This window comes from uncultured Rothia sp., assembly GCF_963544205.1.
In the GTDB taxonomy this organism is placed as follows: Bacteria; Actinomycetota; Actinomycetes; order Actinomycetales; family Micrococcaceae; genus Rothia.
In genome coordinates, this window is record NZ_CAUUDY010000001.1 from 387,582 (window position 1) to 413,203 (window position 25,622).

23 protein-coding genes and 1 tRNA gene are annotated in these 25,622 nt (G+C 60.7%); 10 read left to right on the forward strand and 14 right to left on the reverse strand.

Annotation, left to right across the window (positions count from 1 at the left end; genetic code table 11):
• Positions 1-11 precede the first annotated feature (11 nt).
• Complete coding sequence (locus tag RWZ58_RS01575) at positions 12-1,856, reverse strand: DUF2079 domain-containing protein (protein WP_314656944.1); 1,845 nt, start codon at positions 1,854-1,856, stop codon at positions 12-14.
• Positions 1,857-2,128: 272 nt separating this feature from the next.
• Here RWZ58_RS01575 and RWZ58_RS01580 point away from each other — a divergent pair, with 272 nt between their 5' ends.
• Positions 2,129-3,376, forward strand: a complete 1,248-nt coding sequence (locus RWZ58_RS01580) for a 3-methyladenine DNA glycosylase (RefSeq protein ID WP_314656945.1) — start codon at positions 2,129-2,131, stop codon at positions 3,374-3,376.
• A gap of 89 nt (positions 3,377-3,465) precedes the next feature.
• Here RWZ58_RS01580 and RWZ58_RS01585 read toward each other — a convergent pair whose 3' ends face one another.
• The 3 genes from RWZ58_RS01585 to RWZ58_RS01595 all read right to left on the reverse strand — a co-directional run bounded on the left by RWZ58_RS01585 (position 3,466) and on the right by RWZ58_RS01595 (position 4,911).
• Positions 3,466-3,843 carry a co-chaperone YbbN gene (locus RWZ58_RS01585; protein WP_049353817.1) on the reverse strand — a complete coding sequence of 126 codons (378 nt, stop codon included), beginning with the start codon at positions 3,841-3,843 and terminating at the stop codon, positions 3,466-3,468.
• Positions 3,844-4,180: 337 nt separating this feature from the next.
• A tRNA-Tyr gene (locus tag RWZ58_RS01590) sits at positions 4,181-4,262 on the reverse strand.
• Between the two features lie 262 nt (positions 4,263-4,524).
• Positions 4,525-4,911, reverse strand: a complete 387-nt coding sequence (locus RWZ58_RS01595; RefSeq protein ID WP_070846795.1) for a hypothetical protein — start codon at positions 4,909-4,911, stop codon at positions 4,525-4,527.
• Positions 4,912-5,052: 141 nt separating this feature from the next.
• Here RWZ58_RS01595 and RWZ58_RS01600 point away from each other — a divergent pair, with 141 nt between their 5' ends.
• A complete protein-coding gene (locus RWZ58_RS01600) occupies positions 5,053-5,544 on the forward strand; it encodes a YajQ family cyclic di-GMP-binding protein (protein ID WP_005504808.1) in 492 nt (163 codons plus the stop codon).
• A gap of 202 nt (positions 5,545-5,746) precedes the next feature.
• Here RWZ58_RS01600 and htpX read toward each other — a convergent pair whose 3' ends face one another.
• Both htpX and RWZ58_RS01610 read right to left on the reverse strand, forming a co-directional pair.
• Positions 5,747-6,631 carry a zinc metalloprotease HtpX gene (htpX, locus tag RWZ58_RS01605; protein ID WP_314656948.1) on the reverse strand — a complete coding sequence of 295 codons (885 nt, stop codon included), beginning with the start codon at positions 6,629-6,631 and terminating at the stop codon, positions 5,747-5,749.
• A 139-nt stretch (positions 6,632-6,770) separates the two neighbouring features.
• Positions 6,771-7,034 (reverse strand): hypothetical protein, encoded by a 264-nt coding sequence (locus RWZ58_RS01610; protein WP_303949388.1) that lies wholly within the window; start codon positions 7,032-7,034, stop codon positions 6,771-6,773.
• 193 nt (positions 7,035-7,227) lie between these two features.
• Between RWZ58_RS01610 and RWZ58_RS01615 the strand changes: the two genes are divergently transcribed.
• Positions 7,228-7,818, forward strand: a complete 591-nt coding sequence (locus RWZ58_RS01615; RefSeq protein ID WP_314656949.1) for a Fur family transcriptional regulator — start codon at positions 7,228-7,230, stop codon at positions 7,816-7,818.
• Positions 7,819-7,939: 121 nt separating this feature from the next.
• Here the strand turns inward: RWZ58_RS01615 and RWZ58_RS01620 are convergent, their stop codons facing one another.
• The gene (locus tag RWZ58_RS01620; protein ID WP_314656951.1) at positions 7,940-9,274 is read right to left on the reverse strand and encodes an SseB family protein; all 1,335 of its coding nucleotides are present in this window, start codon (positions 9,272-9,274) and stop codon (positions 7,940-7,942) included.
• 279 nt (positions 9,275-9,553) lie between these two features.
• Between RWZ58_RS01620 and RWZ58_RS01625 the strand changes: the two genes are divergently transcribed.
• Both RWZ58_RS01625 and rarD read left to right on the forward strand, forming a co-directional pair.
• Positions 9,554-10,897 carry a DUF6882 domain-containing protein gene (locus tag RWZ58_RS01625; protein ID WP_314656953.1) on the forward strand — a complete coding sequence of 448 codons (1,344 nt, stop codon included), beginning with the start codon at positions 9,554-9,556 and terminating at the stop codon, positions 10,895-10,897.
• A gap of 201 nt (positions 10,898-11,098) precedes the next feature.
• On the forward strand, positions 11,099-12,124 hold the full coding sequence (rarD, locus tag RWZ58_RS01630) for an EamA family transporter RarD (protein WP_314656955.1): 1,026 nt from the start codon (positions 11,099-11,101) through the stop codon (positions 12,122-12,124).
• A 108-nt stretch (positions 12,125-12,232) separates the two neighbouring features.
• Here the strand turns inward: rarD and RWZ58_RS01635 are convergent, their stop codons facing one another.
• The 4 genes from RWZ58_RS01635 to RWZ58_RS01650 form a co-directional block, all read right to left on the reverse strand.
• On the reverse strand, positions 12,233-12,376 hold the full coding sequence (locus RWZ58_RS01635; protein WP_080974908.1) for a methionine/alanine import family NSS transporter small subunit: 144 nt from the start codon (positions 12,374-12,376) through the stop codon (positions 12,233-12,235).
• A gap of 8 nt (positions 12,377-12,384) precedes the next feature.
• Positions 12,385-13,968, reverse strand: a complete 1,584-nt coding sequence (locus RWZ58_RS01640) for a sodium-dependent transporter (RefSeq protein WP_314656957.1) — start codon at positions 13,966-13,968, stop codon at positions 12,385-12,387.
• Between the two features lie 382 nt (positions 13,969-14,350).
• Complete coding sequence (locus RWZ58_RS01645) at positions 14,351-15,412, reverse strand: polyprenyl synthetase family protein (protein WP_313969467.1); 1,062 nt, start codon at positions 15,410-15,412, stop codon at positions 14,351-14,353.
• 54 nt (positions 15,413-15,466) lie between these two features.
• On the reverse strand, positions 15,467-16,198 hold the full coding sequence (locus RWZ58_RS01650; RefSeq protein WP_314656959.1) for a demethylmenaquinone methyltransferase: 732 nt from the start codon (positions 16,196-16,198) through the stop codon (positions 15,467-15,469).
• A 253-nt stretch (positions 16,199-16,451) separates the two neighbouring features.
• On the opposite strand from RWZ58_RS01650, the gene RWZ58_RS01655 reads away from it, so the two are divergent.
• The 3 genes from RWZ58_RS01655 (at position 16,452) to RWZ58_RS01665 (ending at position 19,033) form a co-directional block, all read left to right on the forward strand.
• Positions 16,452-17,285 (forward strand): ABC transporter substrate-binding protein, encoded by an 834-nt coding sequence (locus RWZ58_RS01655; RefSeq protein ID WP_298699974.1) that lies wholly within the window; start codon positions 16,452-16,454, stop codon positions 17,283-17,285.
• 131 nt (positions 17,286-17,416) lie between these two features.
• Positions 17,417-18,220, forward strand: coding sequence for an amino acid ABC transporter permease (locus tag RWZ58_RS01660; RefSeq protein WP_070629955.1), 804 nt, complete (start codon positions 17,417-17,419; stop codon positions 18,218-18,220).
• A 33-nt stretch (positions 18,221-18,253) separates the two neighbouring features.
• Entirely contained in the window at positions 18,254-19,033 is a 780-nt protein-coding gene (locus RWZ58_RS01665) for an amino acid ABC transporter ATP-binding protein (protein ID WP_314075159.1), read from the forward strand.
• Between the two features lie 101 nt (positions 19,034-19,134).
• Here RWZ58_RS01665 and RWZ58_RS01670 read toward each other — a convergent pair whose 3' ends face one another.
• From RWZ58_RS01670 to RWZ58_RS01680, 3 genes are all read right to left on the reverse strand, one after another.
• Entirely contained in the window at positions 19,135-19,968 is an 834-nt protein-coding gene (locus tag RWZ58_RS01670) for an oxidoreductase (protein ID WP_314656962.1), read from the reverse strand.
• Between the two features lie 202 nt (positions 19,969-20,170).
• On the reverse strand, positions 20,171-20,548 hold the full coding sequence (locus RWZ58_RS01675; protein WP_049327511.1) for a cupin domain-containing protein: 378 nt from the start codon (positions 20,546-20,548) through the stop codon (positions 20,171-20,173).
• A 168-nt stretch (positions 20,549-20,716) separates the two neighbouring features.
• Positions 20,717-22,243, reverse strand: a complete 1,527-nt coding sequence (locus RWZ58_RS01680) for a phosphatase PAP2 family protein (RefSeq protein WP_314656965.1) — start codon at positions 22,241-22,243, stop codon at positions 20,717-20,719.
• A gap of 292 nt (positions 22,244-22,535) precedes the next feature.
• Here RWZ58_RS01680 and RWZ58_RS01685 point away from each other — a divergent pair, with 292 nt between their 5' ends.
• Both RWZ58_RS01685 and menD read left to right on the forward strand, forming a co-directional pair.
• Positions 22,536-23,579 carry an o-succinylbenzoate synthase gene (locus tag RWZ58_RS01685; RefSeq protein WP_314656967.1) on the forward strand — a complete coding sequence of 348 codons (1,044 nt, stop codon included), beginning with the start codon at positions 22,536-22,538 and terminating at the stop codon, positions 23,577-23,579.
• A 77-nt stretch (positions 23,580-23,656) separates the two neighbouring features.
• Positions 23,657-25,486, forward strand: coding sequence for a 2-succinyl-5-enolpyruvyl-6-hydroxy-3-cyclohexene-1-carboxylic-acid synthase (gene menD / locus RWZ58_RS01690; RefSeq protein ID WP_314656968.1), 1,830 nt, complete (start codon positions 23,657-23,659; stop codon positions 25,484-25,486).
• The last annotated feature ends 136 nt before the right edge of the window (positions 25,487-25,622 follow it).

A 25,622-nucleotide genomic window follows, 5' to 3' on the forward strand; every position in this document is an offset into this window, starting at 1 on the left:
AAACCGAAGGGCTAGTCTACGCGTCGCACAATATCAATCGTGCCGACGGTCGCGTACTTAGCGTAGGAGTGGCCGTAGCGGTCAGCCGCGTACTGTGCGGCGTTGGTCGGCGGGTTGCCACCCCAGGAGTTGCTCTTGCGGTCAATGACCACGTAGTCGGGGGCGGGTTCACCGGTGTGGCCGATCCAGTAGACGGTGCGGCCGGGGATTAGCTGGGTCAGAATCGACAGGTCAGATGCGACCGTTACCCCTTCGGGTACCTTCTGCACGGCGTCCTGCTTCATCTGGTCGGTGGTGGTCAGAGCGGAGGCGGTGAACTGTGCGTTACTCAGGGAGGCGAGGGGCTGCTGGGAGCCGGCGACGAAGATCGGGGACGCCGCAAGCAAGAGCGCCACGGCGGGCAGAGCCCATACGGGCATGCGGCGTGCCAGGGTGCTCAGGCGACCGGGGGCAGCGGGTGCGGCAGCTTCCTGAGTGGAGGCGCTATCGGTTGCGCGCGCGGCCGAGCGTACCGGAATCGCGGCGGGGACCACGCCGTACCGCACACGCAGGACGGCGTCCAGCAGGGCGAGGAAGACGACCGGCATGAGCACGAGCGAGTAGTGCCAGGTGCTTGCCCAGTAGGACTCCATGGTGGAGAGCAGTCGCCAGGCGAGGGTCGGCAGGGCAATTGCCGCCAGCGGTGAAATGACCCAGAGGAGCGCGCCGGTCATCAGGAGCAGTCCGAGGGTTGCCAGTTTGGTGTTGTTACCGAGCATCTGCAGGACCGAGCCGAAGGGGTCGCCCAGGGCTGCGGAGAAGTTCACTTTGTCGGCGTAGTCGAAGTTACCGCCGCTGTTGAAGTAGGGCAGAATCACGTAGATAGCAACAACCGACCAGAACACACCCCAAATCATGACCATGGTGGATTCAGCAACGGCAGGGGTACGCGCCCAGGAGGAGTAGAGCTGCTGCATGCGGGTGCGCATGGGAGCGGGGGTGCCTTCGGAGAGACGCGGCATCAGGATGTCAACGGCGGTACTCAGCCAGCCGGTGCGGATAAAGATAATGAGGCCGATAGCTGCGACGGTGATGCCCATATCTTCTTTGACGAAGGCGATGGGCAGGGACCACCAGCAGGCGTAGGCGAGGTAGCGTGCGCGTTCGGTGCCGCTCACACGCGAGGCGAGCACCAGGTAGCCGAGGCTCATGGCGAGCAGCGGCACGGCGAAGGCAACCTCGTGGAATTGGGCGGCGATAGCCTGCTGAACGCCGAAGCTGAGGGCAAAGCCGGCACCGAGCAGTAGACCAGTGATGGTCGGAATAACGCCCTGATACTTTGCGGGCTTGGCGTTCTGAGCGGGTTCAGCGGTACCGGTCGCAGCGAGTTCAGCTTTCTGGCCGAGCGCGAAGGCACGCTGAGTAAAACGCACAATCGCGAAGCTTGCGAAAGCGACCAGGGCGTTCTGCACGACCAGTAGCGTGGTCGGTGAAGGGAACAGCGCGTAGACGGGACCGAGGAGCACCAGAATCGGGTGGAAGTGGTCGCCCCAGAGGTTAAAGTCGGGCCCCTTAATGGGCACGATGGGCACGGAGAAGTGCGAGTACGCCTGCGCCATCTGGGTGAAGATTGCCAGGTCCCAGGAGGGGGTCACCCAGTGCTTCATCTGCTGAAGCGAGTAGTAGGTGTACAGCGCCATAACGGCGGCGGCGAGGAGCAGACCGGGCAGAAGTTCGAGAGGGCGGATGCTCTTGACGCGCTCCGTGAAGGACTGACGCGGCTTTTTCTGGGTACGCTGGCGGCGCGCGCCTGTAGCGGTGCCGTTCTTTTCAGGTGCGTCAGTCATCGAGGGTGCGTCATGTGCTTCCGGTGCCATAGGCGTCCTTCTCTCGGGGTGATGTCCGGGGTGCGTGTCCGGGCGTGGGCGCCCTTGTGAGCGGGGCGGAACGCGCAGCCTGTGCCGTGACGACGACTGCGCTTGCGTTCGTTTTTGCTCTACCTTTTAGGGTATCGCATTAGCGGTGTACCTGCCCTGCCGAGTATTTCTGCCGCTTGAGCTGATGTTCTTATGCTGATGTTCTTAGGCTGGTGGTCATAGACGGGGTATAGGCGGGGGCACCTCGTTGGGTGAGGGCATAGACTGGTGAGGTGAGTACGATTCCTCCTGCATCCCCGAACGGCAGCCCCGGCGTGGGTGTTCAGCGCGCCCGGAATCCTCTGGCGGCTGCTGGTGTGCCCTATGCCCCGGCGCTCGCGGATATTCTTCAGGAGCCTACCGTTCCTCATCAGCCGCGCGTTCAGGTTCGTACTCTCTCCCCCGCGGCTTCGGTTCTTCCGGGGGCTCTGGCACCCGAGGCGTGCGAGGTCGTGATTGAGCCGCAGGTTCCGGTGCAGTTGGCGCAGACTTTGGGATCGTTGCGCCGCGGTGCTCAGGATCTTTCGTATCGTGCGCTGAGCCGCGCGGATGGTGCTGAGCGAATCTGGGTGACGGCTCGCACGCCGTTTCACGAGTTCCCGGCGGTGCTGTACGTCGAACGAGTTGCGGAGGCAACCAAGCTTCCCGAGGCTTTGCCCGCCCTGCATCGTCTACTGATGCGCCCGGTACGTATTCGCATCTGGGCTTCCTACACCGCCGCCGACCAGCAGATGCAGGTGCGAGCCGACCTTCAGGCGCTGGCGCAGGAAATGACGTACTGGTTGGGTCTGCACGACCCCGCCGAACATTTCGGCGCGCTGTCGTCTTTTGAGGATCTTCCGCCGCGTGTTCAGCGGGCGTGGCGACAGAATCCGGGGCTCCGCCTCAGCGCTTCCGGTCAGCTGGACCGGCAGATGCTCAACGCCATTGTGGAGCAGCGCATCACCCAGACCGAGGCGTTCAGAACCCTGCGCTGGGTTCTGCGAAAGTACGGCTCCCCCGCCCCGTCGACCGGGTTGGGGCATCAGCCGGATGGGATGCGCGTCTACCCGACCGCCCGAACCCTGGCGACGATTCCGAGCTGGGATTGGCATCGGGCGGGCGTGGATAAAAGCCGCTACGACGCCGTGTACGCCTACGCCCGTTCCGCCGAGTCTCTCAAGAATATTGCGGCAAGCGGGGACATCGCGTTACTGGCGCGGAGCCTACACACGGTGCGCGGCGTGGGCCCGTGGAGCATTTCTGAGGCTCTGCAGCGCGTGTGCGGGCACCCGGATGCCATCAGCGTAGGCGACTACCACCTGGCGCACGCGGTCGGCGAGCTGTTCACCGGCAAGCGCACCGACGATGCGGGCATGCTAGCCCTGCTCGCACCCTACAGCCCGCATCGGCAACGTCTGGTGCGGCTCATGCACGCCTCTGGCTTCTCAAAGCAGCGCTACGGGGCGCGTATGACCATTGAGGATCATCGCGACCGCTAACGCACCCTAACGAGGTTAAAAGGGACGGGGCGCCCCTACCGGTTGTACCGGCGGGTGCGCCCCGTTCAAGCTCTTTTGTGGTGGTGAGCTTACTTCTTCTCTGCAGAGCCCTCTGCTGCTGCGATCTCTGCACGGACCTTGTCCATGTCGAGCTCGCGAATCGAACCGATCACGGTCTCCAGCTGGTCTTCGCGCAGTGCGCCAGCCTGCTGGTAAACCAGGATACCGCCACGGAAGCCCATGATGGTGGGGATGGAGGTGATGCCTGCTGCCTGAGCGAGCTGGCCCTGGTCCTCGGTGTCGACCTTACCGAAAACAATGTCGGTGTGCTTCTCCGAAGCCGCCTCGTAGACGGGGGAGAACTGCTTGCAGGGACCGCACCAGTCTGCCCAGAAGTCCAGGAAGACGATGTCGTTGCTCTCGACGGTAGCAGTCAGGTTCTGCTGAGTAATTTCAATAGTAGCCATGAGATAAAGCTACACCCTCTAGACCCCAATCGCGAATTGTTCGCCCTGGGATTCAAACATTGTGAAAGATATGACAACTTACCGTCATAGTTGGCTCTTTCCGCGGCTAATTCTGCCGGTTCATGGGCGTGTCGCGGAGGCTCCAGCGAGGTGCCTGTAACGGGCCGCGGAGGCGCCACATCCGGCGGGTGGAACGACCGGCGAGTACAAACCGCACAAGAGTGCCGTATAAGAGTTTTGCCGAGATGCTCAGCGCGACTGTGCCTCGCCGCCCTTGGTTTTAGAAACCGGTTTTAGATACACAAAAGCCCGGTTACTTTCGTAACCGGGCTATTTGTGGCAGGTGAGGGATTCGAACCCCCGTAGGCAGTGCCAGCTGATTTACAGTCAGCCCCCTTTGGCCGCTCGGGTAACCTGCCGCCTAGCTAGGTGCTAGTTGCTCGCTCACGCGAACAGAGACTACTCTACAGCAGTTTTGGGGACTTGTACACTTCACGCAGGGTTTTGTGACGAAGGTTATATTTCTGGCTGTATTTATCGTTTCTCGCCACCCAAGTCACCAAAGAGCCAAGAGCGCACGCTCATCGCGCATCCATATCTACCGCACATATCTATTGCAGCGCCCGCGCTCTCACCTCACGAAATAAAACCGTGAATAAAGCGCCACCGCCTACAGCAGTTTTAGAAGGAGCGGGACGGAGTGTCGCCGTCCTGCTCGAGCAGAAGCACGATCTCCAGGTGCTCCAGGTAGCGGCGCGCCTGCTCCACGGTGCACATGTCACCGGCGATCTCACGCTCCAGGTCACGGCGAACGCCACGGAAACGCGCCACCAGCGAAGGTTCCGTCAGAGTGATACCGATACCGTCAAAGGGAGAAGGCTCAGCATCTTCCTCGTGCAGATCAAGATGAATCTCGTGGTGGTCAGATTCGTTGAGACGCTCCGCCTCAGGAATACCCTCGGGCTCAGCACCCAGAGAGGTATGCAGGTCGATGAAAAGGAGGGTTTGCAGGTCGCGAGCTTCCTCGCTCGTGCGCAGGTCCGTTGCGGACAGGTTAGGAGTGGTCATATTTCTATTGTCCTCTTTTAAGGTTAGTGGCGCCTGTAAAACAGGCCCGTATTTCTGGTAGTTAGCTGTGAACAAGAGCCCCAACCCGGTAGGCTAGTACTAACCGGTGCCAGTAGCACCTCATTCACGAAAGGAAAGCCCATGGCTAGCGAATCGTCATTCGACATTGTGTCCAAGGTGGACAAGCAGGAAGTTTCCAACGCACTGCACCAGGCGCAGAAGGAAATCTCCCAGCGTTACGACTTCCGCGGCGTTGGTGCAGAAATCGACTACTCCGGCGACAAGATCCTCATCAAGGCAAACGCCGAAGAGCGCGCCCTAGCAGTACTGGACGTTTTCCAGTCCAAGCTGGTCAAGCGCGGCATCTCCCTGAAGTCCCTGGACTCCGGCAAGCCCTACGCATCCGGTAAGGAAACCCGCATCGAGTGCTCCATCAAGGAAGGCATCGCGCAGGATCAGGCAAAGAAGATCTCCAAGATGATCCGCGAAGAGGGCCCCAAGGGCGTGAAGGCAAACATCCAGGGTGATGAGCTGCGAGTCTCTTCCAAGTCCCGCGATGATCTGCAGGAAGTTATCGCAATGCTCAAGTCCGCCGACCTTGAGATTGACCTGCAGTTCGTCAACTACCGCTAAGCTCAGGCGGCACTCCCCCCAGTGATGGGTGAGGGAGGCGCCTAGGAAGCCTATACGCAAAATCCTCGGGGTGGCTACTTCCACAGTAGCCACCCCGAGGATTTTTTGTCTGCCAACCCGTCATCGCGGGTCACAATCGTCACGCTGGGCCATACTCATACAGCGTCATATTAGTACCCGAATGATTCAGCAGAGAAAAGACTTAGTACTGACCCATCTCACGAGCCTGCTGCTGCAGGCGCGCAATACGCTGATCCATCGGCGGGTGAGTCGAAAGCATGTTCTTCAGCGAGCCGAAGGGGTTCGCAATCATCATGGCGCTCGCCGCCTCGGTGTTGCGGTTGTTCGGGTCCATCGGATACATGGACACGCCGCTCTCCAGCTTATGCAGTGCCGAAGCCAGAGCCAGCGGGTCACCGGTCAGACGTGCACCGTCCTCATCAGCATCAAATTCGCGGGTACGGCTAATAGCCATCTGAATGACCTGCGTAGCAATGGGAGCCAGCAGGGCAATCACGAACATGGCAATGGGGTTCGAGCGTTCACCGTCGCGGCTGGAACCGCCGAACATCGCACCGAACGAGAGGAACTGCGCGACCGTACCGATGATGGAGGCAATACCCGCCGCCACCGACGAGGTGAGGATATCGCGGTTGTACACGTGCATGAGCTCGTGGCCGAGCACGCCGCGCATCTCACGCTCATCCAGTAGCTGCAGAATACCCTCGGTGCAGCACACCGCGGCGTTCTGCGGGTTACGACCGGTCGCGAACGCATTCGGGGTCATGGTCGGCGCCACGTAGAGGGCGGGCATGGGCTGACCCGCACGGGAGGAAAGCTCCTCAACAATGTCGTAGAGCACCGGGACCTCTTCACGGCTCACCGGGTACGCATTCATGGAGCGCAGGGCGAGCTTATCGGAGTTCCAGTAGGTGTACGCCACCGAACCCAAGCTCACCAGGCCCATAATCCAGATGAAAATGGAGGTACGGAAGCTCACCGAAAGCAGACCACCGATGAGCAGCATCATGCCCACCATGGAGCACATCAACAGGGCAGTTTTCAGTCCATTGTTATGACTGTGCATGGGTATCCTCCTAAGCAAATAGGTCAGTGCGTACAGCGTGTACTTGACTCTATAGAATACGTGCAAGCACCCGCGGGCGCACCTTATGGCGCGCGGATTCACCCAGAGCGTCACCCAGACGCCGAAAGTGCGAGAAGAACTAGGGAATGGCGCCGGGGATATTCACCAGGGGCACCTGCTCCAGCACCTGCGCCGTAGCAGTCGGAAAAATACCCAGAAGAAGAATCGTGCCGTAAGCACCCAGAAAAAGGATGAAGAGCAGGCCGAGCATCAGCTGACCCTCCAAGTCAAAGCCGGTGGTGGTGCTACGGTACTGACCGTAAATCACCGGGGTCACGATGGGCACACCAAAGAGCAGAATCATCAGCAGAATGTAGATGGGGTTTGTGAAGTCGTACGCCATGGCCCTATCCTCCTTGATGATGCTCGTCGGTACGGGTACTCTAGGTTCTTTGATTGTACGGCATCTCTTCACACCCGAGGCCGGGGTGAGGAGGGGCGCCACAGAGTGGATGAAAGGGACACCCTCCCGGCTTATTATGAGCTTTTCATAAAATAATGATGAATTTCTCATAATAACGTGTAGACTTAAACCTATGACCGACGCAATGACAACCTCCGATACGAAGAAGACCCATAGCCCAGACCATCACAACACCGGTTGCGCCCACACCACCGGCCTGCCCCTGCTCTCAGCAATGAGCCCCGAACAGCTCGAAGAAGCATGGACCACCGGTCTGCGCACCAAAGGCCGCCGCGTCACCAAGCAGCGCCTCGCCGTACTCCACGCAGTGCAGGAACACCCGCACTCCACCGCCGACACCATCGTGCAGGCAGTCCGCGAGCGCATCCCCGCCATCACGGTTCAGTCGGTCTACGTCATTCTTGCCGACCTGACCGATATCGACCTGCTGCGTAAGTTCGAGCCGCCGGGAACCCCCGCCCTCTACGAAACCCGCACGGGCGACAACCACCACCACGCCTTCTGCGTACGCTGCGGCAAGGTCGAAGACGTGGACTGCGCGGTTGGCTCCGCACCCTGCCTGACCCCCAGCGATTTTCACGGCATGGCACTCTTCAGCGCAGACGTGCTCTACCAGGGCGTGTGCGTAGACTGCCAGACCGAGCAGGAGGCAGCACTCGCCCGCACCCAGCAGGAAGCGGCAGCGCGCATCCTGGCGGCATAACCCTATAGCCTGGGAATCCGGGCAGGCTCGGTCATGAGAGCTTTTAAACCGTTGAGGCGGCGACACAACTCGTGTCGCCGCCTCAACGGTTTAAGTATTCAATACAGGAGCTTAGAGAAGCTTAAGCACCCATGGGGGGCTGCGAGCCCACAATCTCCAGCAGTTCGCGGATCTGCGCCGCAGTCAGCACCGTGGAGGGGTTAATCGCGTTCACCTTCACGCTCGGGGCGCCAATCTCCAGGGCGTAACGCAGAATATCCAGGGCGTTCGCCGAACGCACCTCAATATGCGGATCCAGTGCCGCAATCTCAATGGGCGAGGTGAACACCAGCAGGCTCTGCGGGTTACCGTTCTCATCCGGGTCAAAGACGAAGGAGGTACCGGACGGGTCAGCCGGGTCAACACCCACCAGCAGCACGGACGCCGGGGATACCAGCGAGCCGAGCAGCATCTGCATGTTGTCCTGAGTCAGCGCCATCTTCGCGCCGTCATTACGGGGTGAGGTGACAATCCACTGCACCTGAGCGCGCTCAATGTAGCATTCGTGGTCGGTGCCGGGGTCAACCACAATCAGATCCAGCGCCTCATTGCTGAGGAAGTCGATGAAGACCTTCATCGCCGGTTCACGCAGAATCAGCTCGTCACCCTCGGATTCCTGACGCACGTAGCTCTTACCAATGTGCTCAGAGGAGGAGAAAACGCACAGCGCCTGCATGCCGGTCTCGGGCATACGAATGACCTGGTGGGTCAGCACCGATTCGGGGCCCATCGGGTCGGTCTCGGACGGAATCAGCAGGGAGCCGGTCGCATCCAGCAGAACGTCGCCGCCGAGCATGGTGCGAACCACGTTAATGAGGGTTCGCTCCTGCACATCGTTGCGGAAGGTTTCCAGGGCGGCGACCAGGTAGGGGTTCGGAATCTCGTGCTCGCTCGAAGACAGCGCCGCGGCGGCAGAGTGGCGGGCACGGCCCTCCATACGCTCACGAGCCCACTGAGGAATACGCGATGCGTCACGCGGGAACTCAGCCAGGTGCTCACGCACGTCGGTTGCGGTCAGGGTACCCTCGTTCTTCCAGCTGGCGGGCTCATCATCACGGTTATAGGAGGCACCCACGCTGAACTGCGGGTTGGGCCAACCGGTAGCCGCCACCACGATGGAGGCGGTGAACCAGGTGCCGCGGTTGCCGTCGTAGGCGGCACGCTGCAGCTTGCGGACCTCAGCAATAATGGGTGAGCCGTCCTTGAGCGGGCCGATGGTACCAATGAACTCTTCACCGTCGCGGAATTCACGCACGCGCACAAAAATCTGACCTGCTAGAGGCTTGACGTCCAGCACCATTTCGCTCCAGCCGGGGTCAACACTAACGACATCCAGCAGCCAGCTTCCAATGTTGTTCAGCGCGTCCTGGATGCGCGCGGCGCGGCTACTCGTCTCGGCGAGGCGGGGTTCAGTCATAGTTCATACATCCTTGAGTGTGAATACGGCGCGGCTGGAGGCATCCGTGTTCGGTCGTAGTGTCGGCTTACAGGGTGCCGGAAGAAGCCGTCTCTTCGATTCTAACGAACACGGGCACTCCACGCAGATAGTTTACGCCGAAAGATATATGCTCTACCTCTCCCCTGAACCTCTCTAGGCGGCCCATTCGACCCTCTTAACGTCCAATACGCCTAAAGCGCACCCCGAAACCGGGGATACACGGCATAGTGAACGCTAAAAGGTTGATAATCTTGAAGCATGACGAATTCTCTGCAGGACCTTATCGACGCATCGATTTTTATCTCCACCGAGTACCAGGCTCGACTCGCTGAGCTTGTGGGTACCTCCGAGTGGAACGTGGACTTCACCTCCCAGTCTCTGGACTTTGAGACCACGCCCCCGCTTTCGCTCAAGCCGCACCTGCTGGGCACCGAATCCGAGAACCGCGGTACTTGGATTTGGTCTTGGCAGCAGCTGGGCTACTTCCCCGACTCCGTTGTTTCTGCCGCTATTCAGGCGCGCGAAGCCGGTGAGCGTGACGGCCTGACCGAGCTGACCACCGACGAACTGCCCCTCTCCGAGTCCCTGGCACGCCGACTCACCCTGGCAACCAAGACCATCAGCGGCCTGTACGCACACTACCCGCTACCCGCGGGTGCTGGCGTGCGCGCATGGACCCTGCTGGAGGGTGCTGAGCTGACCCTCGAGGCACCGACCTACAAGGGTATCGGCCGTGTCATCGCGAAGACCCTGCAGAGCGAAGAGATTCACAACCAGGTTCTGGCGGTGGACTCCTACGCTCAGCAGCGCGGCTTCCACATTGCCTGGGACACCGAGGCAACCGCCGTGCTGACCGCAACCGACGGCGCGCTGCGCCTGTGGTTCGACGACGGCCGAATCAGCGGCATCGAGCAGGCTGAGCCTCAGGTTGGCCCCGAGGTTCTGGAGCAGTGCGCAGCCGCTGCCGCTCAGCGCCGCGAATCCCTCGCCGCCCTGCGCACCGAGATTGAGCGCGTGGCAGCCGCTGAGGCAGCCGCACAGAACGCACAGCGTGAGCAGGAGGCGGCAGAACGCGCCGCCGCACGTGCCGAGGCTGAGGCTGAGCGCGCTGTCGAAATCGCAGAGCACGCACCGGTCGCAGAGACCGAGGTGCCCGGCGTCGAGAGCACCGAGAACCTCTACCCCGCAGACGAGGCTCCCTTCGATCAGGAACCGGCAGAGCACGCAGAGCCCGGCCTGGTCACCGTGGAGACCCTGCCCGGCGAGTACGAGGCAGAAGAGACCGAGCAGGCTCGCGTCTACACCGACGAGTCCATCGGGGCCGAGCAGCCCGAGTACGAGACCGTTGAGGCTTCCGCCGAGTACGCTGAGGAGCCGGTCGCAGCTGAGCCTGTTGCTGAGCAGCCCGCCGAGGCCGAGCACTACGAAGAGCACGCAGAGTACGAGGAGCAGCACGTGGAGCCCATCCGCAACGCTGGCGCAGCTCCCGACCTGCAGGCAGAGCACGAAGAGGCAGCCCGCCGCGAGCAGGAAGAAACTGCACGCCGCGAGGCAGAGCAGCCCAAGAAGAAGGGCTTCTTCTCCCGCTTCTTCGGCCTCTAAACCGAATACGCAGCGACGTTTCAGGCGCGGTATCCTCGTGGTACCGCGCCTGTGGCGTCTTTAGCGTACGCTACCCCCGTATCGGGTACAGTAGTGTGCGCGTTGATACCCCGATGGGCACCCCACCGGCGCATCCCGATGAATAGCTAAAGAAGAACGTAACCGCAGAATCAGATCAGAAGAATCAGGTCAGAAGAAATCATGTCAGAAACGCAGAAGCACACCACCCGCAACGGGTTTATCACCATCATCGGCACCTACCTCATTTGGGGCATGCTCCCCCTGTACTTCGTGCTCATGGCACCCGCCGGTCCTATCGAAATCGTGGTGGCGCGAGTGGTCTTCTCCCTCATCTTCTGCGCCCTGCTGCTACCTCTTGTTCGGGCAACCGCCGACTTCCGCCGAACCCTGCGGAACCGCCGCATCATGCTGGTGCTGACGGCCGCCTCCATTCTCATCTGCGCAAACTGGCTCATCTACGTGGTGGCGACGACGACCGGCCACACGATTGATGTGTCGCTGGGATATTTCATCAATCCGCTGGTTTCGGTGGTGCTGGGCGTGATTTTTCTGCAGGAGCGGCTGCGCGCCGCGCAGTGGGTCTCGGTGGCGATTTCCTGTATCGCTGTGCTGATGATGAGCCTTATCTACGGGCAGGTGCCGTGGACCGGCCTGGGCGTGGCCTTTACTTTCGGTATTTACGGTCTGCTCAAGGCCCGTATCGCCCACGAGGTGAGCCCCATCGTCTCGCTGTCCCTCGAGACGCTAATCTTGGCTCCTTTCGGCGTTATTGCGCTCTTCGTCCTCAACGCGCAGGGTCAGATGACCCTCTTCAGCGAGGGTGCCGGGCACTTCTGGCTCCTGGCTTCCACCGGTGTGGTCACCGTTGTGCCGCTCATGCTCTTTGCGGCGGCTACCAAGGCCCTGCCGCTCTCGGTCATCGGCATGGTGCAGTACCTGGGCCCGACCATCCAGTTTGTTCTGGCCATCACCGTGCTGCACGAGCGCATGAGCCCCGATAAGGTGCTGGGCCTGGGCCTCATCTGGATTGCGCTCATCATCTTCACGGTGGATGCGCTACGCGCCTCCCGCTCCTACCGCGCTTCCGCGCTATCGGACCCGGAGACCGGCATGATTCCGCTGGTTCAGGCGGAAAACGTACAGGCTGAGGATGCGCAGATTCTTCTGGAAGAGCAGGAGCAAACCCAGCGCTCCGAGAACAAGTAGTTCCCTCCCCCGTTCTGTCCCTTCAGCACGCTCAACACACGCATAGAATACAGTGATGCCCCGCCAACTATAAGCCGGCGGGGCATCACCGTATTTCGCGTTTACGCTCTAGAGCTCGGAGCCCTGAGCCTCAGCCGCTTCGTCCAGGGCATCCAGGTCCGGATGGCGGTGCAGGTTCAGCATCGCCAGGCCCAGGCCACCCCAGATAATCAGGATGGCCACAATCAGCATCACAATTGCAGAGATAGACATGAGGGCTCCTAACGGGTAATGGTCGTATCGACATGGTCGTGCTCCACCTGACCGGCAATCACCGGAGGTGCCGGAGGCTTCTCAGCGGCACGAGACTTCTTCGACCAGGGCAAGAGGGACACAACGATCGCGCCGACCAGCAGGAGCGCGCTCATACCCCAACCGAAGATGGCCAGCATATCTGCCGGGTAACCCTCGTACGGAGTCTGAATCAGCTTGATGACGCTCTGAATCAGGGAGTAGCCAAGAACCAGCGGGGTCACGACGGCCAGCAGAGCCATCCAAATCTTACCAACCTTGATGGAGGAGTAACGGTTCAGGTGCTCGGCCAGGGCGGGCAGCGCACGCACCACGTACGCCACAACGATGATGGCGCACAGGCCGGCAGCCAGAATACCGAAGAGGTTCACGAAGTTATCGAGAATGTCGAGCACGTACAGGCCGGTGGTGGTCGGCATCAGCAGCAGCGAAATCACGGCAACCGGAATAATCACCAGAGCGGTGGAAGCAAGACGCGAAGTCGCGAACTTATCCTGAACACCCGCAATAATCACCTCAAGAATCGAGATGAGGGAGGTGAAACCAGCAAAGAGCAGGGAGCCGAAGAAGAGGATACCGATCAGCACGCCGCCGGGTGCCTGAGAAATAATGGTCGGGAACGCGATGAACGCCAGACCAATACCGCTGGTCGCAACCTCGCTCACCTGAGTGCCGGCAGCCTGAGCCATGAAGCCCAGAGCCGAGAACACGCCAATACCAGCCAGAAGCTCGAAACCGGAGTTTGCGAAACCAACCACAGCACCGGAACCGGTCAGGTCAGTCTTGGGCTTCAGGTAGGAGGAGTAGGTAATCATAATGCCGAAGCCAATGGACAGCGAGTAGAAAATCTGGCCGTACGCAGCAACCCACACGTCCGGGTTCGCCAGGGAATCCCAGCTGGGGGTGAACAGAGCATTCAGACCATCAATAGCGCCGGGCAGGGTCAGCGAGTAAATCACCAGGCCGACAAACATGACCAGCAGCAGCGGGATAAAGACGATGTTGGCAGCGCCCACACCCTTCTGAACGCCCAGAGCCATCACGGCAAGCAGCACGCCCCACACGAGAATCATGGGAATCAGGACGTTCATGTTGAAGTCCAGGGAGACACCGGGGGTGTCTGCAACCTTCAGGAACTCGCCCTGGAAGAACGCCTTCGGGTTATCGCCCCACGCGTTGGTGAAGGAGAAAACCATGTAACGCAGCGACCACGCCACAATAGCGGCGTAGTAGATAGCAATCACGAAGTTAATACCCATGTGCCACCAGCCGATGAACTCGGTCTTACGGTTCAGACGGCGGAAAGCCAGCGGGGACGACGCACGCGCGCGGTGACCAATCGCGTAGTCAAAGAACAGGAAGGTCAGGCCGGCGGTCAGCAGAGCGACAATGTAGGGAATCATGAAGGCGCCGCCGCCGTTGTCGAATGCGATGTAGGGGAAACGCCAAATATTGCCCAGACCAACAGCAGAACCGATGGCGGCAAAGATAAAGACGCGACGGCTCGAGAAGCCTTCACGCTTTGCGGGCGCCTTAGGGGTAGATGCTCCCATAGTTGTAAACCTCGAATGTGTGGGGACGCGGATGGTTGGTGCGAGAATAACCCGTCGGATGGCTGGGCTCTGCTCGCGTCCAGAAATAGTAAACGGCTCTCCAACACAGGTTGGGCGTGGGAGCCGTCGAAGGCTTGAGGGGTGGATGTGCACCTCAGGCATGCCTATAAGGTTTACCTTAAAGGCATATGGCGGTCAAGGAGACCCCAGCATACGGAACTTTTCGGGAGGCAGGGACTGCACCTAGCTCTCCCAAAAACCGGCGCTGACTAGCCTAAAGACAGAAAACCCCCGCCGAATCCGGGTAGATTCAGCGGGGGTTTTGAAGTATGAGACGCTTGAACGTGAAAGTTTTCAAGCATGCGCTACACGGCGAGGCGTTTTAGCCTTCGCGGTGCACCACAGCGTGAGCGAAAGACTCCAACGCAGCCTTCGCGGTCGACTCGGGCAGCGGAGCAATCGCGGCAATCGCACGATCCGCCCAGTCGTAAGCAATCTGCCATGCTTCCTGGGTGACCGGGTGGGCGGCGAGCGCCTCCACTGCGGTCTCCAGCGCCTCGTCAGAGCTGAGGTCTGCATCCAGCAGGGCGCGAACCGCTACAGCGGACTCGTCACCGGCGGCTACCGCACGATCCAGCAGGATGGTCGGCAGGGTGGGAACACCCTCGCGCAGGTCGGTACCGCGGGTCTTACCGCTGGTCTTGCCGTCGCTGACAATGTCAATCACGTCGTCAGCCAGCTGGAATGCCACGCCGACCAGTTCGCCGTACGCCTTGACCATGGAGATGACATCTTCGGAAGCGCCCGAAAGCAGGGAGCCGTACTCGCCGGCTGCAGCAATCAGGGAGCCGGTCTTACCCTCGATGACCGCGATGTAATGGTCGAGCAGGTCCTGTCCCTCGCGGGGGCCGGTGGTTTCGAAGAGCTGGCCGAGCACCAGACGCTCAAAGGTCTGGGACTGAATCTTCATGGGGCGGGTACCCAGCTCGGACACCAACAGGGACGCGCGGGAGAAGATTAGGTCGCCGGTCAGAATTGCGACGGAGTTACCCCAAATCATCTGGGCACTGTCCACACCGCGGCGCTTGGGGGCATCGTCCATGACGTCGTCGTGGTAGAGGGTTGCCAGGTGGGTCAGCTCAACAACCACGGCGGCTTCGATGACCTCATCGTTGATTTCGCCGTCGACAGCTGCCGAGAGCAGCGCCAGCAGCGGGCGCACGCGCTTGCCGCCCGCGGAGAGCAGGTGACGAGATGCGACATCCGCCAGGTGGTCGGTCTGGGAGATGGCCTCAGCCAGGCGCTCCTCAATACGCGCCAGGGAGGAGAGAATCTGCGGACCCAGCTTGGGGTCGGCGGCGATGAGTTCAAAGCCCGCGGGAAGCTTCAGGTCGAGGTCTCCCAGCAGGTCGGTTGCGGCAATGGGCTGCTCTGCGTTGCTCACGGTGTCTTCTATCTTCTTGGTGTTGGTGTCTTCGGTGGTGTGTGAACGCGGTGTCTATGCGTTGTGTGCTTCGGGCTTGAAACCGCGGTGAATGGCGACGATGCCGCCGGTGAGGTTGCGGTACTGCACGGTGGTGAAGCCCGCCTCCTTGAACTTCTGTGCCAGTTCCTGCTGGTTGGGCCAGGCGATGATGGACTCGGCGAGGTATTCGTAGGATTCGGGGTTGGAGGAGATCGCGCGGGCAATCGGCGGAATTGCCTTCATGATGTAGTTCTTGTAGACCGCGCCGAAGGGGGCGAAGGTCGGGGTGGAGAACTCGAGGACGACGATGCGTCCGCCGGGCTTGAGCACGCGGTAGATTTCGCTCAGTGCCTTGGGGTAGTTGGCGACGTTGCGCAGGCCGTAGGACATGGTGACCGCGTCGAAGGTTTCATCCTCGAAGGGCAGTGCGGTGACGTCTGCCTGCACGAAGGTCATGTCGGGGCGGCGGCGACGGCCCACGTCGAGCATGCCTTCGGAGAGGTCTGCCGCGATGACGTCTACGCCTGCGTCGGCGAAGGGTTCGGAGGAGACGCCGGTACCTGCGGCTACGTCCAGTACTTTCTGGCTGGGGTGTGCGTCAACGGCGGCGACAGCCTGCTTACGCCAGTAGATGTGCTGGCCGAGGGAGAGAATGCCGTTCATGAGGTCGTAGCGTTCAGCGACGGTATCAAACATGGCGGCAATGTCGCCGGTTTTCTTGTCCAGGGTTGCGCGAGTTGCGCGGGTGTTCTTCTCTGCGTTCACGCTCTCAATTGTGGCATGGAGGTTAGGGGATTCGATAGTTGGGTGAACCGTAGTTGCATCATGTGGCGCGCTAATGTGCGCGTCGGGGTGATTTTTGAGCGGCTTGTTCGGGGTTTTATTCATTGCCCGAGGGTGAATTTATGCATATTCAGCAAAAATTTATGAATATTTATGTATATGCTTGCATTTTTTAACATGGGGGCGCACAATAGACCATAGATTTCATAGAACACACCTCACACAGGAGAACATCATGAACACCGCAATCCTCAAGAAGGCATCCCTCAAGCCCCTCGCACTGCTGGCAGTACTGCCCCTGGCACTGACCGGCTGCGTCTCCACCGCGAACGAGAACTCCGACGCCAACGGCGAGGTCAGCCTCGTCAAGTCCGGCGTACTCAGCGTCTGCACCAACACCCCCTACAAGCCCTTCGAATACGAAGAGAACGGCACCATCGTCGGCCTGGATGCAGACATTGCCAACGCTATCGCCTCCGACCTGGGCGTGAAGGCTCAGCTGACCTCCATCAGCTTCGAGGGCCTGGATTCCGGCACCGGCCTGGCCACCGGTCAGTGCGATATCGCCCTGGCAGGTATCGGTGTGACCGATGAGCGTAAGAGCAAGATGGAGTTCACCACCGTCTACTTCGACGACAACCTGGCAATCCTGGTTCCCAAAGGTTCCTCCATCACCTCCGCAGCAGATCTGAAGGGCGTGGCTGTTGGTGCCCAGCAGGCAACCAGCGGTGAAACCTACGCCAAGGAAAACGGCGCCGAGGTCATCCAGTATGAAGACACCTCCCTCATGTTCTCCGCCCTGAAGACCGGTCAGGTCAAGGCAGTCGCAGCGAACCTCTCCGTGGTCTCTGAGGCACTGACCAACGACCCGGACTCCTTCAAGATCGCCTACCAGGATTCCGAGAACACCGAGCAGATTGCCGCCGCGGTTTCCTCCAACAACAAGGCGCTGCTGACCAAGGCTAACGCCACCATCGACAAGCTCAAGAAGAACGGCGAGCTCGACAAGATGAAGGCTAAGTGGGTTGGTGCCACTTCCTCCGCGAGCGCCTCTTCCTCTGCTTCCTAAGCATCTAGCCGGTTAGCCCCTCCCCCAATTCAGGAGTACCCTAATACTTTTGGGTTGGGGGAACCTCCAGCCTTCACCCTTGTGAGCGCATAGAACGCTCTTGACCGAACAGCACATGGATAAGAAAGCGCATGTCCTCTAAACTCTCACCCCGTCAGAAGCAGAAGCTCTTCCGCTACGCACAGTACGCCCTTCTGGCAGTTATCGCTCTGGCAGCCATTCTTCTGGCTGATTGGAAGACCCTCAGCCAGCAGGTATTCAACCTGGACGTTGCGGCGCAGCAGTTCCCCGACGTCATTACCGTGGCGTTGAAGAACACCCTGCTGTACACCACCCTGGGCTTTATCGTGGGCCTCTCCGGCGGTCTGCTGCTGGCGCTTATGCGTATTTCCTCCATCGCGCCCTACCGCTGGATTGCGACCCTGTACGTGGAGCTTTTCCGCGGTATCCCGGCGCTGCTGGTCTTCTTCGCGTTCGGTTACGGTATTCCGCTGGCATTCAAGATTCGCTTCGTGGATAACCTGATTCCGGTGACCCTGTCGCTGGGTATGGTCTCGGCAGCCTACATTAGTGAGGTTCTGCGTGCGGGTCTGCAGGCGATCCCGAAGGGGCAGATGGAGGCAGCACGTTCGCTGGGCATGTCCCACACCCGTGCGATGATTTCGATCATTATTCCTCAGGCGTTCCGCGTGGTTCTGCCCCCGCTGACCAACGAGGTTATCCTGCTGACCAAGGACTCCTCCCTCGTGTACCTGCTGGGCGTAACCGTCTCGCAGTACGAGCTGGCAAAGTTCGGTCGTGAAGGCCTGACCGCCGCAAACGCGGGCCTGACTCCCCTGGTGGTTGCTGGCCTGTGCTACCTGATTATCACTGTTCCGCTGGGCCAGCTCTCCGCATACTTTGAGCGCCGCACCCAGCTGACCGGCCGCAAGTAAGCGCAACGACAGATACGGATTACGGAAGATACTATGACTGCTTCAACTTCATCCATGGCCGCCTCCTCGGTGCGCATTTCTAACCTGCACAAGTCCTACGGCAAGGTTCAGGTGCTCAAGGGCATCGACATGCAGGTCGAGCCGGGCGAGGTCGTGTGCCTCATCGGCCCTTCGGGTTCCGGTAAGTCCACCCTGCTGCGTTGCGTGAACCTGCTGGAGGAGCCGAACGACGGCACCATCATGGTGGGCGATACCGAGGTCACCGACCCGGACGTAGACATTAACCGCGTGCGTACCCACATGGGTATGGTGTTCCAGCAGTTCAACCTGTTCGGTCACCTGAACATTCTGGATAACTGCACGATCGCTCAGATTAAGGTTCTGGGCCGCTCCAAGGCTGAGGCGGAGGCGGTTGCCCGCGAGCAGCTGGCGAAGGTTGGTCTGGAGGGCAAGGAAGACCGCTTCCCGGCTCAGCTGTCCGGTGGTCAGCAGCAGCGTGTGGCTATTGCGCGTGCACTATCCATGCACCCGGACCTGATGCTCTTCGATGAGCCGACCAGTGCGCTCGACCCGGAGATGGTGGGCGAGGTTCTGAGCATTATGCGTAACCTTGCCGACGAGGGCATGACCATGATCGTGGTGACCCACGAGATGGCGTTCGCCCGCGAGGTCGCCGATAAGGTCGTCTTCATGGCTGACGGTGTAGTCGTGGAGGAGGGCCCCGCCAATCAGGTGATTGGCAACCCCCAGCACGAACGTACTCAGGCGTTCTTGGCGCGCGTGCTCGATCCGACCCACGCCGTAGTAGACTAGTACTAGCTCTTGAAAAACGTAGCGGGCGGTGCTGTACGAAACATTCTGTTTCGCGCAGCACCGCCCGCTTTTTAATGCTCTAGTTCGAGGCTGTTCCGGCCCTAGAAGATACGACGCGCCACCTTGTCGAAGAGACGGTCCGGCAGCACGGTATGCAGGAACACGGAGGGTTTGGCTCCGAAACCCACGAGGTAGCGGGTCTTGGGGCGGCGCGCCTCCAGGGCTCGCAGAATAGTTTTAGAGATAACCTTAGGCTCCGAGAGGTTGGAGGAGGGCGAGTAGAGCTTACGCATATTTGCCGCAACGCGCTGTGCCTGAGCCGCGTAGACGCCGTTTCGGGAGGATTCTTCCAGGTGGTCTGCCGCGATAAGCCCCCAGGGGGTCTTGATGCCGCCGGGCTCGATAATGATCACGTCAATACCGAACTCTGCAACTTCCATGCGCAGAGCATCGCTGAACGCCTCGAGGGCGTACTTGGTGGCGTGGTACCAGGACCCGAGGGGCATGGTAATGCGCCCCGCCATCGAGGAGATGTTCAGGATGCGCCCGCTACCCTGTGCGCGCATATGCGGTAGCACAAGCTGGGTGAGACGCGCCAGACCGAAGAGGTTCACCTCGAACTGGCGGCGTGCCTCGTCGATAGGCACATCTTCAATGGCGCCGTAGGAGCCGTAGCCCGCGTTGTTGATGAGCACGTCAATGCGGCCTTCTGCGTCAATAATATGCCGCACGGCGGCTTCCATGGAGGCCTCATCGGTAACGTCCATGCTGAGCGCTCTCACGCCCTCGGAGGCGAGCTCTTCAATCTTCTCAACACGGCGAGCGGCACCGTAGACGGTGTAGCCGTAGCGCACCAGTAGCGGCGCCACATCGTAACCGATACCGGAGCTGGCGCCGGTGAGAAGAACAACGGGGCGTTGCAGGGACTTGGGCATTGCGTAACCTTTCGGGTTGCTCCCTGGAATGTTAGGGACTGTACTTCTCAGGGTACGCCCGCGCGGGCTAAACCGGCGTGCAGAAAGCTCAGGGCGTAGCGTGAGGGTATTCTCGCCGGCATATGTGAGCGCCGAAAAGCAGATAAAAAGCTCGCCGCCGCATCCGGTGCAGATGCGGCGGCGAGCTTTTTGGGTCAGTTTTTTAGACCTCTTCGACGTCAATGTTGACCTTGGGTTCGGGGTGCGACTCACCGGTCAGCATGGTCACCAGCAGGGTGGAGTCCTTCACGGCACGCAGGGAGTGCAGCAGCTTGGCGGTCACGTGAATCGGCTTGCCGGGCACCAGGGTAATATCGCGGTCCTTCACGTGGAAGATCACCTCGCCCTTGAGCACCTGCACGAAAATCGGGTGCACGCTGTGGTGCTCGTGCCAGGACTGGCCCGCCGCCAGCTCCATGAGGGTCAGATTGCCGCCGTCGGCGTCCACAATCTTGCGAGCCTGGGGCTTATCTTCAAAGGGGGTCAGCGCTTCGGTGAGCTGGGGGAATACGAGGACTCGGCCTTCATGGGTACCTGCCATGGTACGCACCTTTCTCTTCAGGGGTGAGTGAAAGGGGGTGCGCAACCCCCTCCCTATATTTGGTATTTAAAATACTAAATTATTTATATTGTATTCCCCTCCCCGCGCCGGGACAATGCCTCAGCTCACACCGAACTAAAACACCCCGAGCAGGGAAGGGAATAACATCTACTGGTAACTCCACACCTTCGAATAGGCGGAGCGATTACTATTACGCGGACGCAACAGGTTCACCATCAACGCCGTCGTACCAAAGCTCACCGCAATAATCATGCAGGTCGCCGCGGTAAAAGCACCGCCGGGAATCGGCGCAAAAATCGCAATCAGATACAGGATCACCGCGCAGAACGACAGGAACAGCGTCGCAATCGTCATCAACGGCACCAGCACCAAACCACCACGCGCCGGCACCGCAAAATCTGCCGGACGCACATAACGCAGCACGCCCATACCCACAACGGTCCAGATTGCGGTGACCAGAATAGCGGTCACCACATCTGCCGGGCGGTGCCAACCGTTAATAATCGTGGAGGCACCCGTCAGGCAGGTCGCCAATGCCGCGCAGAGAGCCACCGTGGGCCGCAAGAAACGAGGCGCCGCCAGGAAGAGCGCCGCACCCGCCGCCGCCGCGAAGGTTGTGTGGCCGCTGGGCGCCGAGTTGCTCAGCGCCTCCTGAACATCCAGGTCGGGCTTCACGATCAGGTAGTGCTTAAGCAGGTACGTGCTCGTCACCGCCGCAGCACCCACCAGCACACCAAGCAGTGACGGCAAGAAACGGTGCTTCCAAATCAGCACCGCAATCAAGCCCAGCACCGCAATCACACCAACAATCGTGGGCAAAGAATCCAGCGCCGTCAGGGTCGGGCCGCGGTAGCTCTTGAACTGATGCGCATACTCGGTGTACGCCTGCTCATCAACCTGCTGGCCGGTCGCAGTATAAATAAAGAACGCGAACGCACCGTACAGAGACAGCCCCAGGAACAGCAGCGCCATAATGTGGCGCATCAGAACGCCGGTACTCGGAAGATGCATGATTTCTCCCTCACCTGGACGATTCACTGGGCGGCCCGAAGCATCCACGGGAACCTGACCGGTCTGAACATACGCACCGTTCGGATAAGCCGCGGCAGGATACGCCTCAGGGGGATAAGCCACAGGTTGCTGAGGTACCTGCTGAGGCGCCTGCGGCGGCACACGCTGGGGAAGCGGCTGCTGGGCGCTTATCTGTTCAGCACCCATCTGAGGAGCACCCATGTGTCCCGCGCCCATATTGGCGTTCAGCGGGTAACCGCTTACGGGAGGCCTCGGCGGGTCAAGGCGACGCGTAGCCTGCATCGGCTCATCCGCGATGTAGTTCCCCTGGGAGGCGCGCTCCTGAGCGGAGGGAATCGTCTCGGGTATCTGAATGGGGGCGCGGTAGGCGCGCGGCAAAGGGCGGGTCGCGCCAATAACTTCCGTAGAGTCTTCAGAATCAGCGGACGCAACAGTCTCGTGGGCGTTGAGCACCTGGGTAGCGTCCTGATAATCGGAGAGCACCTGCGTCTCATCAGAGGAAAATACCGTAGTCGGCGCGTTATCAGCGGCGGCTGCATGCACGTCAGCGGGGCGAAGCACACTGGTAGCATCAAGCTTTTCGGAGCTCTCCCAACCGGAGTTTTCCGAACCCGATGTATTTGCCGGTGTTTTCTTCTTCATAGCCCTTCGTACCTTCTTGCCTTCATGTCTGTTAGATATCCCCGAGCCCGCCGATGTCCGCTGTCAAAGCGGCAGCCCCCAAGCTGCCGCATCGCGCGTAACATCGTTCGAGTCATCGGGCGAATAACTATCTACTATTCCAGGTTAAGCTATGAAAAACTAAAGTTTTTTCGACCACAACCTGAGAGTTTCCAGAGAATGCGAAACGGGTTGCGAGCGCACCCGCATCAGAGCGGAATGCTATGGTGAGCTCATAGCGCATCGAAGAAGGGCAGATACCTTGAATACCAGCATGAGCGTGCCGCCTCTCGGCTACGGTTTTCGCCTCACGAACACTTCCCTGCCGCCCCTGCAGGAGGTTCTGGAGAACCTTTTCACGGTCGAAATTCCGATGACCGTGACCTTCCGCGGGGTCAATAGCCGCCAGAGCGCGCTGATTCGCGGCCCGCACGGCTGGGGTGAGTTCGCGCCCTTCCTCGAGTATGGTGCGCAGGAGTCTGCCGCGTGGCTTGCCTGCGCGCTGGAGGCGGCGTGGTTGCCCGCACCGGAGCCGGTGCGTACGCGCATCCCGCTGAATGCGACCCTGCCCGCGGTACCCGCCGAGCGTGTGCCGGAGGTGCTCGCCAAGTACGAAGGTGAGATTCAGGAACTCAAAATCAAGGTGGCGGAGAAGGGCCAGAGCCTCGCCGATGATATTGCCCGCGTGGCGGCGGCGCGAGAAGCGCTCCCGAATGCGCGCCTGAAGGTGGATGCGAACATGGGCTACACCCTCGACGGTGCCCTTGAGGCGCTGCGCAAGCTCTGCGAGTACGGCATTATTTACGCCGAGCAGCCGGTAGCAACCATTGAGGATATGGCGGCGCTCCGCTACGCCATTGCCAAGGAGGGGCTACCCGCCCGCATTGCCGCGGACGAGTCGATTCGTAAGGCGGAGGATCCGCTGAAGGTGGCTCGCGCGAATGCCGCCAACCTGATGGTTATTAAGGCGGCGCCGCTGGGCGGCGTACGCCGTGCCCTCGCCCTGGTGGAGCAGGCGCAGCTTCCGGCGGTGGTTTCTTCCGCTCTGGAGTCTTCGGTCGGCATTGCCACCGGTGCATCCCTGGCGGCTTCCCTGCCCACGCTGAGGTACGGGTGTGGTCTGGGCACGGTCTCCCTCATGGCGGAGGACGTCACCGATGAGTCGCTCATCGCCCGCGATGGGTTCATGGACCTGCGCGCCATCACCCCCAGTCCGCCGCGTCTGGAGCGTCTTGCCACCGATGAGCAGACCCGCCAGTGGTGGGTGGACCGCGTCACCGCCTGCTACCGCGTTCTGGAACGCGCCGCTGATCTGTAACGGTTAGCACTGCAACGATGAGGTCGTGAAGGGTAACCAAAACTGAAGGAAAAAGCCCGCGGCATTAGAATGGTACGGTGACTGAAAACCGCTCAACCCCCGCCATGCTCACCGCAGTATCCGTGCTCGATTCGCTGATTCGTGCCGGTATGCGGCATGTTGTCGTGTCTCCGGGATCCCGCAGTGCACCTCTTGCGTACGCTATTGCCGCCGCCGCTGAAGCCGGCGCCCTGATTGCGCACGTGCGTGTGGACGAGCGAAGTGCAGCCTTTACCGCTCTGGGCATTGCGAAGGCATCCGGTCAGCCGGTGGGTCTGGTGTGCACCTCCGGTACGGCGCTGGGTGAGTACATGCCCGCCGTCATGGAGGCGTACCACGCCGGCGTGCCTCTGGCGGTGCTGAGCGCCGACCGCCCGGAGCGTCTGCGCGGTAGCGGCGTGAATCAGACGACCCGCCAGGCGAGTTTCTTCCATCCTTTTGTGCGCGCTGAAGCTGATCTGACCTCCTACCCCGAGCAGGTTGAGGGCGAGCAGACTCAGGCTTTTGCGGCGTGCCTGAACGCGCTGACCGGTCGTAGCGCCGAGCATTGGCGCAAGCAGTCGGCTGAGCCGATTGGCCCGGTGCACCTGAACATTTGTTTTGATACGCCGCTGACCCCCTCGGGTCGTTTTGCGCAGATGCTTCCGCAGTGGGCGCAGAGCCTGCTGGAGGATTACGACCCGCAGGCTGAGGGCCGCGCCCGCGCCGCCCGTGCCGAGGGTTCGGGACTTTCCAGCGCTGAGCAGCGTTGGCTCCTGGATTCCCTGGAGGCGCAGGCTGACCTGGCGGAGTTCACCCCGGCGCACCGCACCGTGGTGGTTGCCGCTGATGGTGCCGGTGAGTTCGCCGCGGAGTTCGCTCGTGTGCTGAACCTGCCGCTGTTCGCTGAGCCTTCCTCCGAGGCGCGCCACGGCGTGACCTCTATCCCCCACTATCCGCAGCTGCTCGGCGATGAGTCCTTCGCGCCCGCCGCGCAGATTGAACGTGTAGTGCTCTTCGGACACCCGACGCTCTCACGCCCGATTACGGCACTGCTCGAACGCACGGATATTCAGTGCGCTTTCTATGCCCCTCGCCGCGCCAGCTGGTACGAGCCGGGCGCCCGCTCCTTCGTGGAGCTGTCGACCCCGCACGAGCTTGCCGAGTTTACGTGCGCATCCTCTACTACCGCTGATGAGCTCGTTGACGGACTCAGCTGGCTGGATCAATGGGTTGAGCCCGCCCGCAAGCTGCAGGATGAGTGCCTGCGCGCCATTGCCGTATACGAGCATCCCGAAGCTGAGAGCTCCGTAGACTACACCGATTACCGCAACCGTACCGCTGGCCGCTCCTACGCACGCCGCGTCTGGAAGGATGCGGTGGCTCAGCGTCGCCTCATGGTGTTGGGCTCCTCTAACCTTGTGCGTGATTTGGATGCGGCGGCCCCCGCCCTGGGTGAGCCCGCCCCCGCGCGCGTGTTTGCGAACCGCGGTCTTGCCGGTATCGACGGTACGATTGCGACCGCTATTGGCGTGTCCCTGTCGGGCTACTACCCTGCCGGTGTGGATGAGAACTCCCGCCCGGTCGTTGGTGGTGCCGCCCTGCCGGTGACTCTGCTGTGCGGTGACCTGACTTTCCAGCACGATGTTTCGTCGCTGAACCTGCCGAACACGGAGCTCCTACCTGAGTTGCGCATTGAGGTCTTTGACGATGCCGGCGGCGGTATTTTCACGACCCTTGAACACGGCGATATGGCTCGTCAGGCGCAGTTCACCGCCGCTGTAGACCGTTTCTTCACGGTGGCTGCCGCCCCGAACACTGATCTGGCGCGTATGGCTGCCGGTTTTGGTACCGAATCGGGCATTGAGGTGCGCATTCACACACCCTAAAGCCGCACACAAAGGCTGTGGGCTAAGCCCCGTACGCGGGGTTCACCGATATACTAAAAACTACCTGTGCCGTAGCCCTTCGTGGCTAAAAGCTAGCCGGTCGTAGCGGTTTCACTCGCCGCTACCTTCGCGTTTT

Excerpts from the sequence above, each read along its gene's own strand:
- RWZ58_RS01575 (WP_314656944.1), bottom strand. The coding sequence starts at position 1,856 with ATGGCACCGGAAGCACATGACGCACCCTCGATGACTGACGCACCTGAA.
- RWZ58_RS01585 (WP_049353817.1), bottom strand. The coding sequence starts at position 3,843 with ATGGCTACTATTGAAATTACTCAGCAGAACCTGACTGCTACCGTCGAG.
- RWZ58_RS01595 (WP_070846795.1), bottom strand. The coding sequence starts at position 4,911 with ATGACCACTCCTAACCTGTCCGCAACGGACCTGCGCACGAGCGAGGAA.
- RWZ58_RS01600 (WP_005504808.1), top strand. The coding sequence starts at position 5,053 with ATGGCTAGCGAATCGTCATTCGACATTGTGTCCAAGGTGGACAAGCAG.
- htpX (WP_314656948.1), bottom strand. The coding sequence starts at position 6,631 with ATGCACAGTCATAACAATGGACTGAAAACTGCCCTGTTGATGTGCTCC.
- RWZ58_RS01610 (WP_303949388.1), bottom strand. The coding sequence starts at position 7,034 with ATGGCGTACGACTTCACAAACCCCATCTACATTCTGCTGATGATTCTG.
- RWZ58_RS01615 (WP_314656949.1), top strand. The coding sequence starts at position 7,228 with ATGACCGACGCAATGACAACCTCCGATACGAAGAAGACCCATAGCCCA.
- RWZ58_RS01620 (WP_314656951.1), bottom strand. The coding sequence starts at position 9,274 with ATGACTGAACCCCGCCTCGCCGAGACGAGTAGCCGCGCCGCGCGCATC.
- RWZ58_RS01625 (WP_314656953.1), top strand. The coding sequence starts at position 9,554 with ATGACGAATTCTCTGCAGGACCTTATCGACGCATCGATTTTTATCTCC.
- rarD (WP_314656955.1), top strand. The coding sequence starts at position 11,099 with ATGTCAGAAACGCAGAAGCACACCACCCGCAACGGGTTTATCACCATC.
- RWZ58_RS01635 (WP_080974908.1), bottom strand. The coding sequence starts at position 12,376 with ATGTCTATCTCTGCAATTGTGATGCTGATTGTGGCCATCCTGATTATC.
- RWZ58_RS01640 (WP_314656957.1), bottom strand. The coding sequence starts at position 13,968 with ATGGGAGCATCTACCCCTAAGGCGCCCGCAAAGCGTGAAGGCTTCTCG.
- RWZ58_RS01655 (WP_298699974.1), top strand. The coding sequence starts at position 16,452 with ATGAACACCGCAATCCTCAAGAAGGCATCCCTCAAGCCCCTCGCACTG.
- RWZ58_RS01660 (WP_070629955.1), top strand. The coding sequence starts at position 17,417 with ATGTCCTCTAAACTCTCACCCCGTCAGAAGCAGAAGCTCTTCCGCTAC.
- RWZ58_RS01665 (WP_314075159.1), top strand. The coding sequence starts at position 18,254 with ATGACTGCTTCAACTTCATCCATGGCCGCCTCCTCGGTGCGCATTTCT.
- RWZ58_RS01670 (WP_314656962.1), bottom strand. The coding sequence starts at position 19,968 with ATGCCCAAGTCCCTGCAACGCCCCGTTGTTCTTCTCACCGGCGCCAGC.
- RWZ58_RS01675 (WP_049327511.1), bottom strand. The coding sequence starts at position 20,548 with ATGGCAGGTACCCATGAAGGCCGAGTCCTCGTATTCCCCCAGCTCACC.
- RWZ58_RS01680 (WP_314656965.1), bottom strand. The coding sequence starts at position 22,243 with ATGAAGAAGAAAACACCGGCAAATACATCGGGTTCGGAAAACTCCGGT.
- RWZ58_RS01685 (WP_314656967.1), top strand. The coding sequence starts at position 22,536 with ATGAGCGTGCCGCCTCTCGGCTACGGTTTTCGCCTCACGAACACTTCC.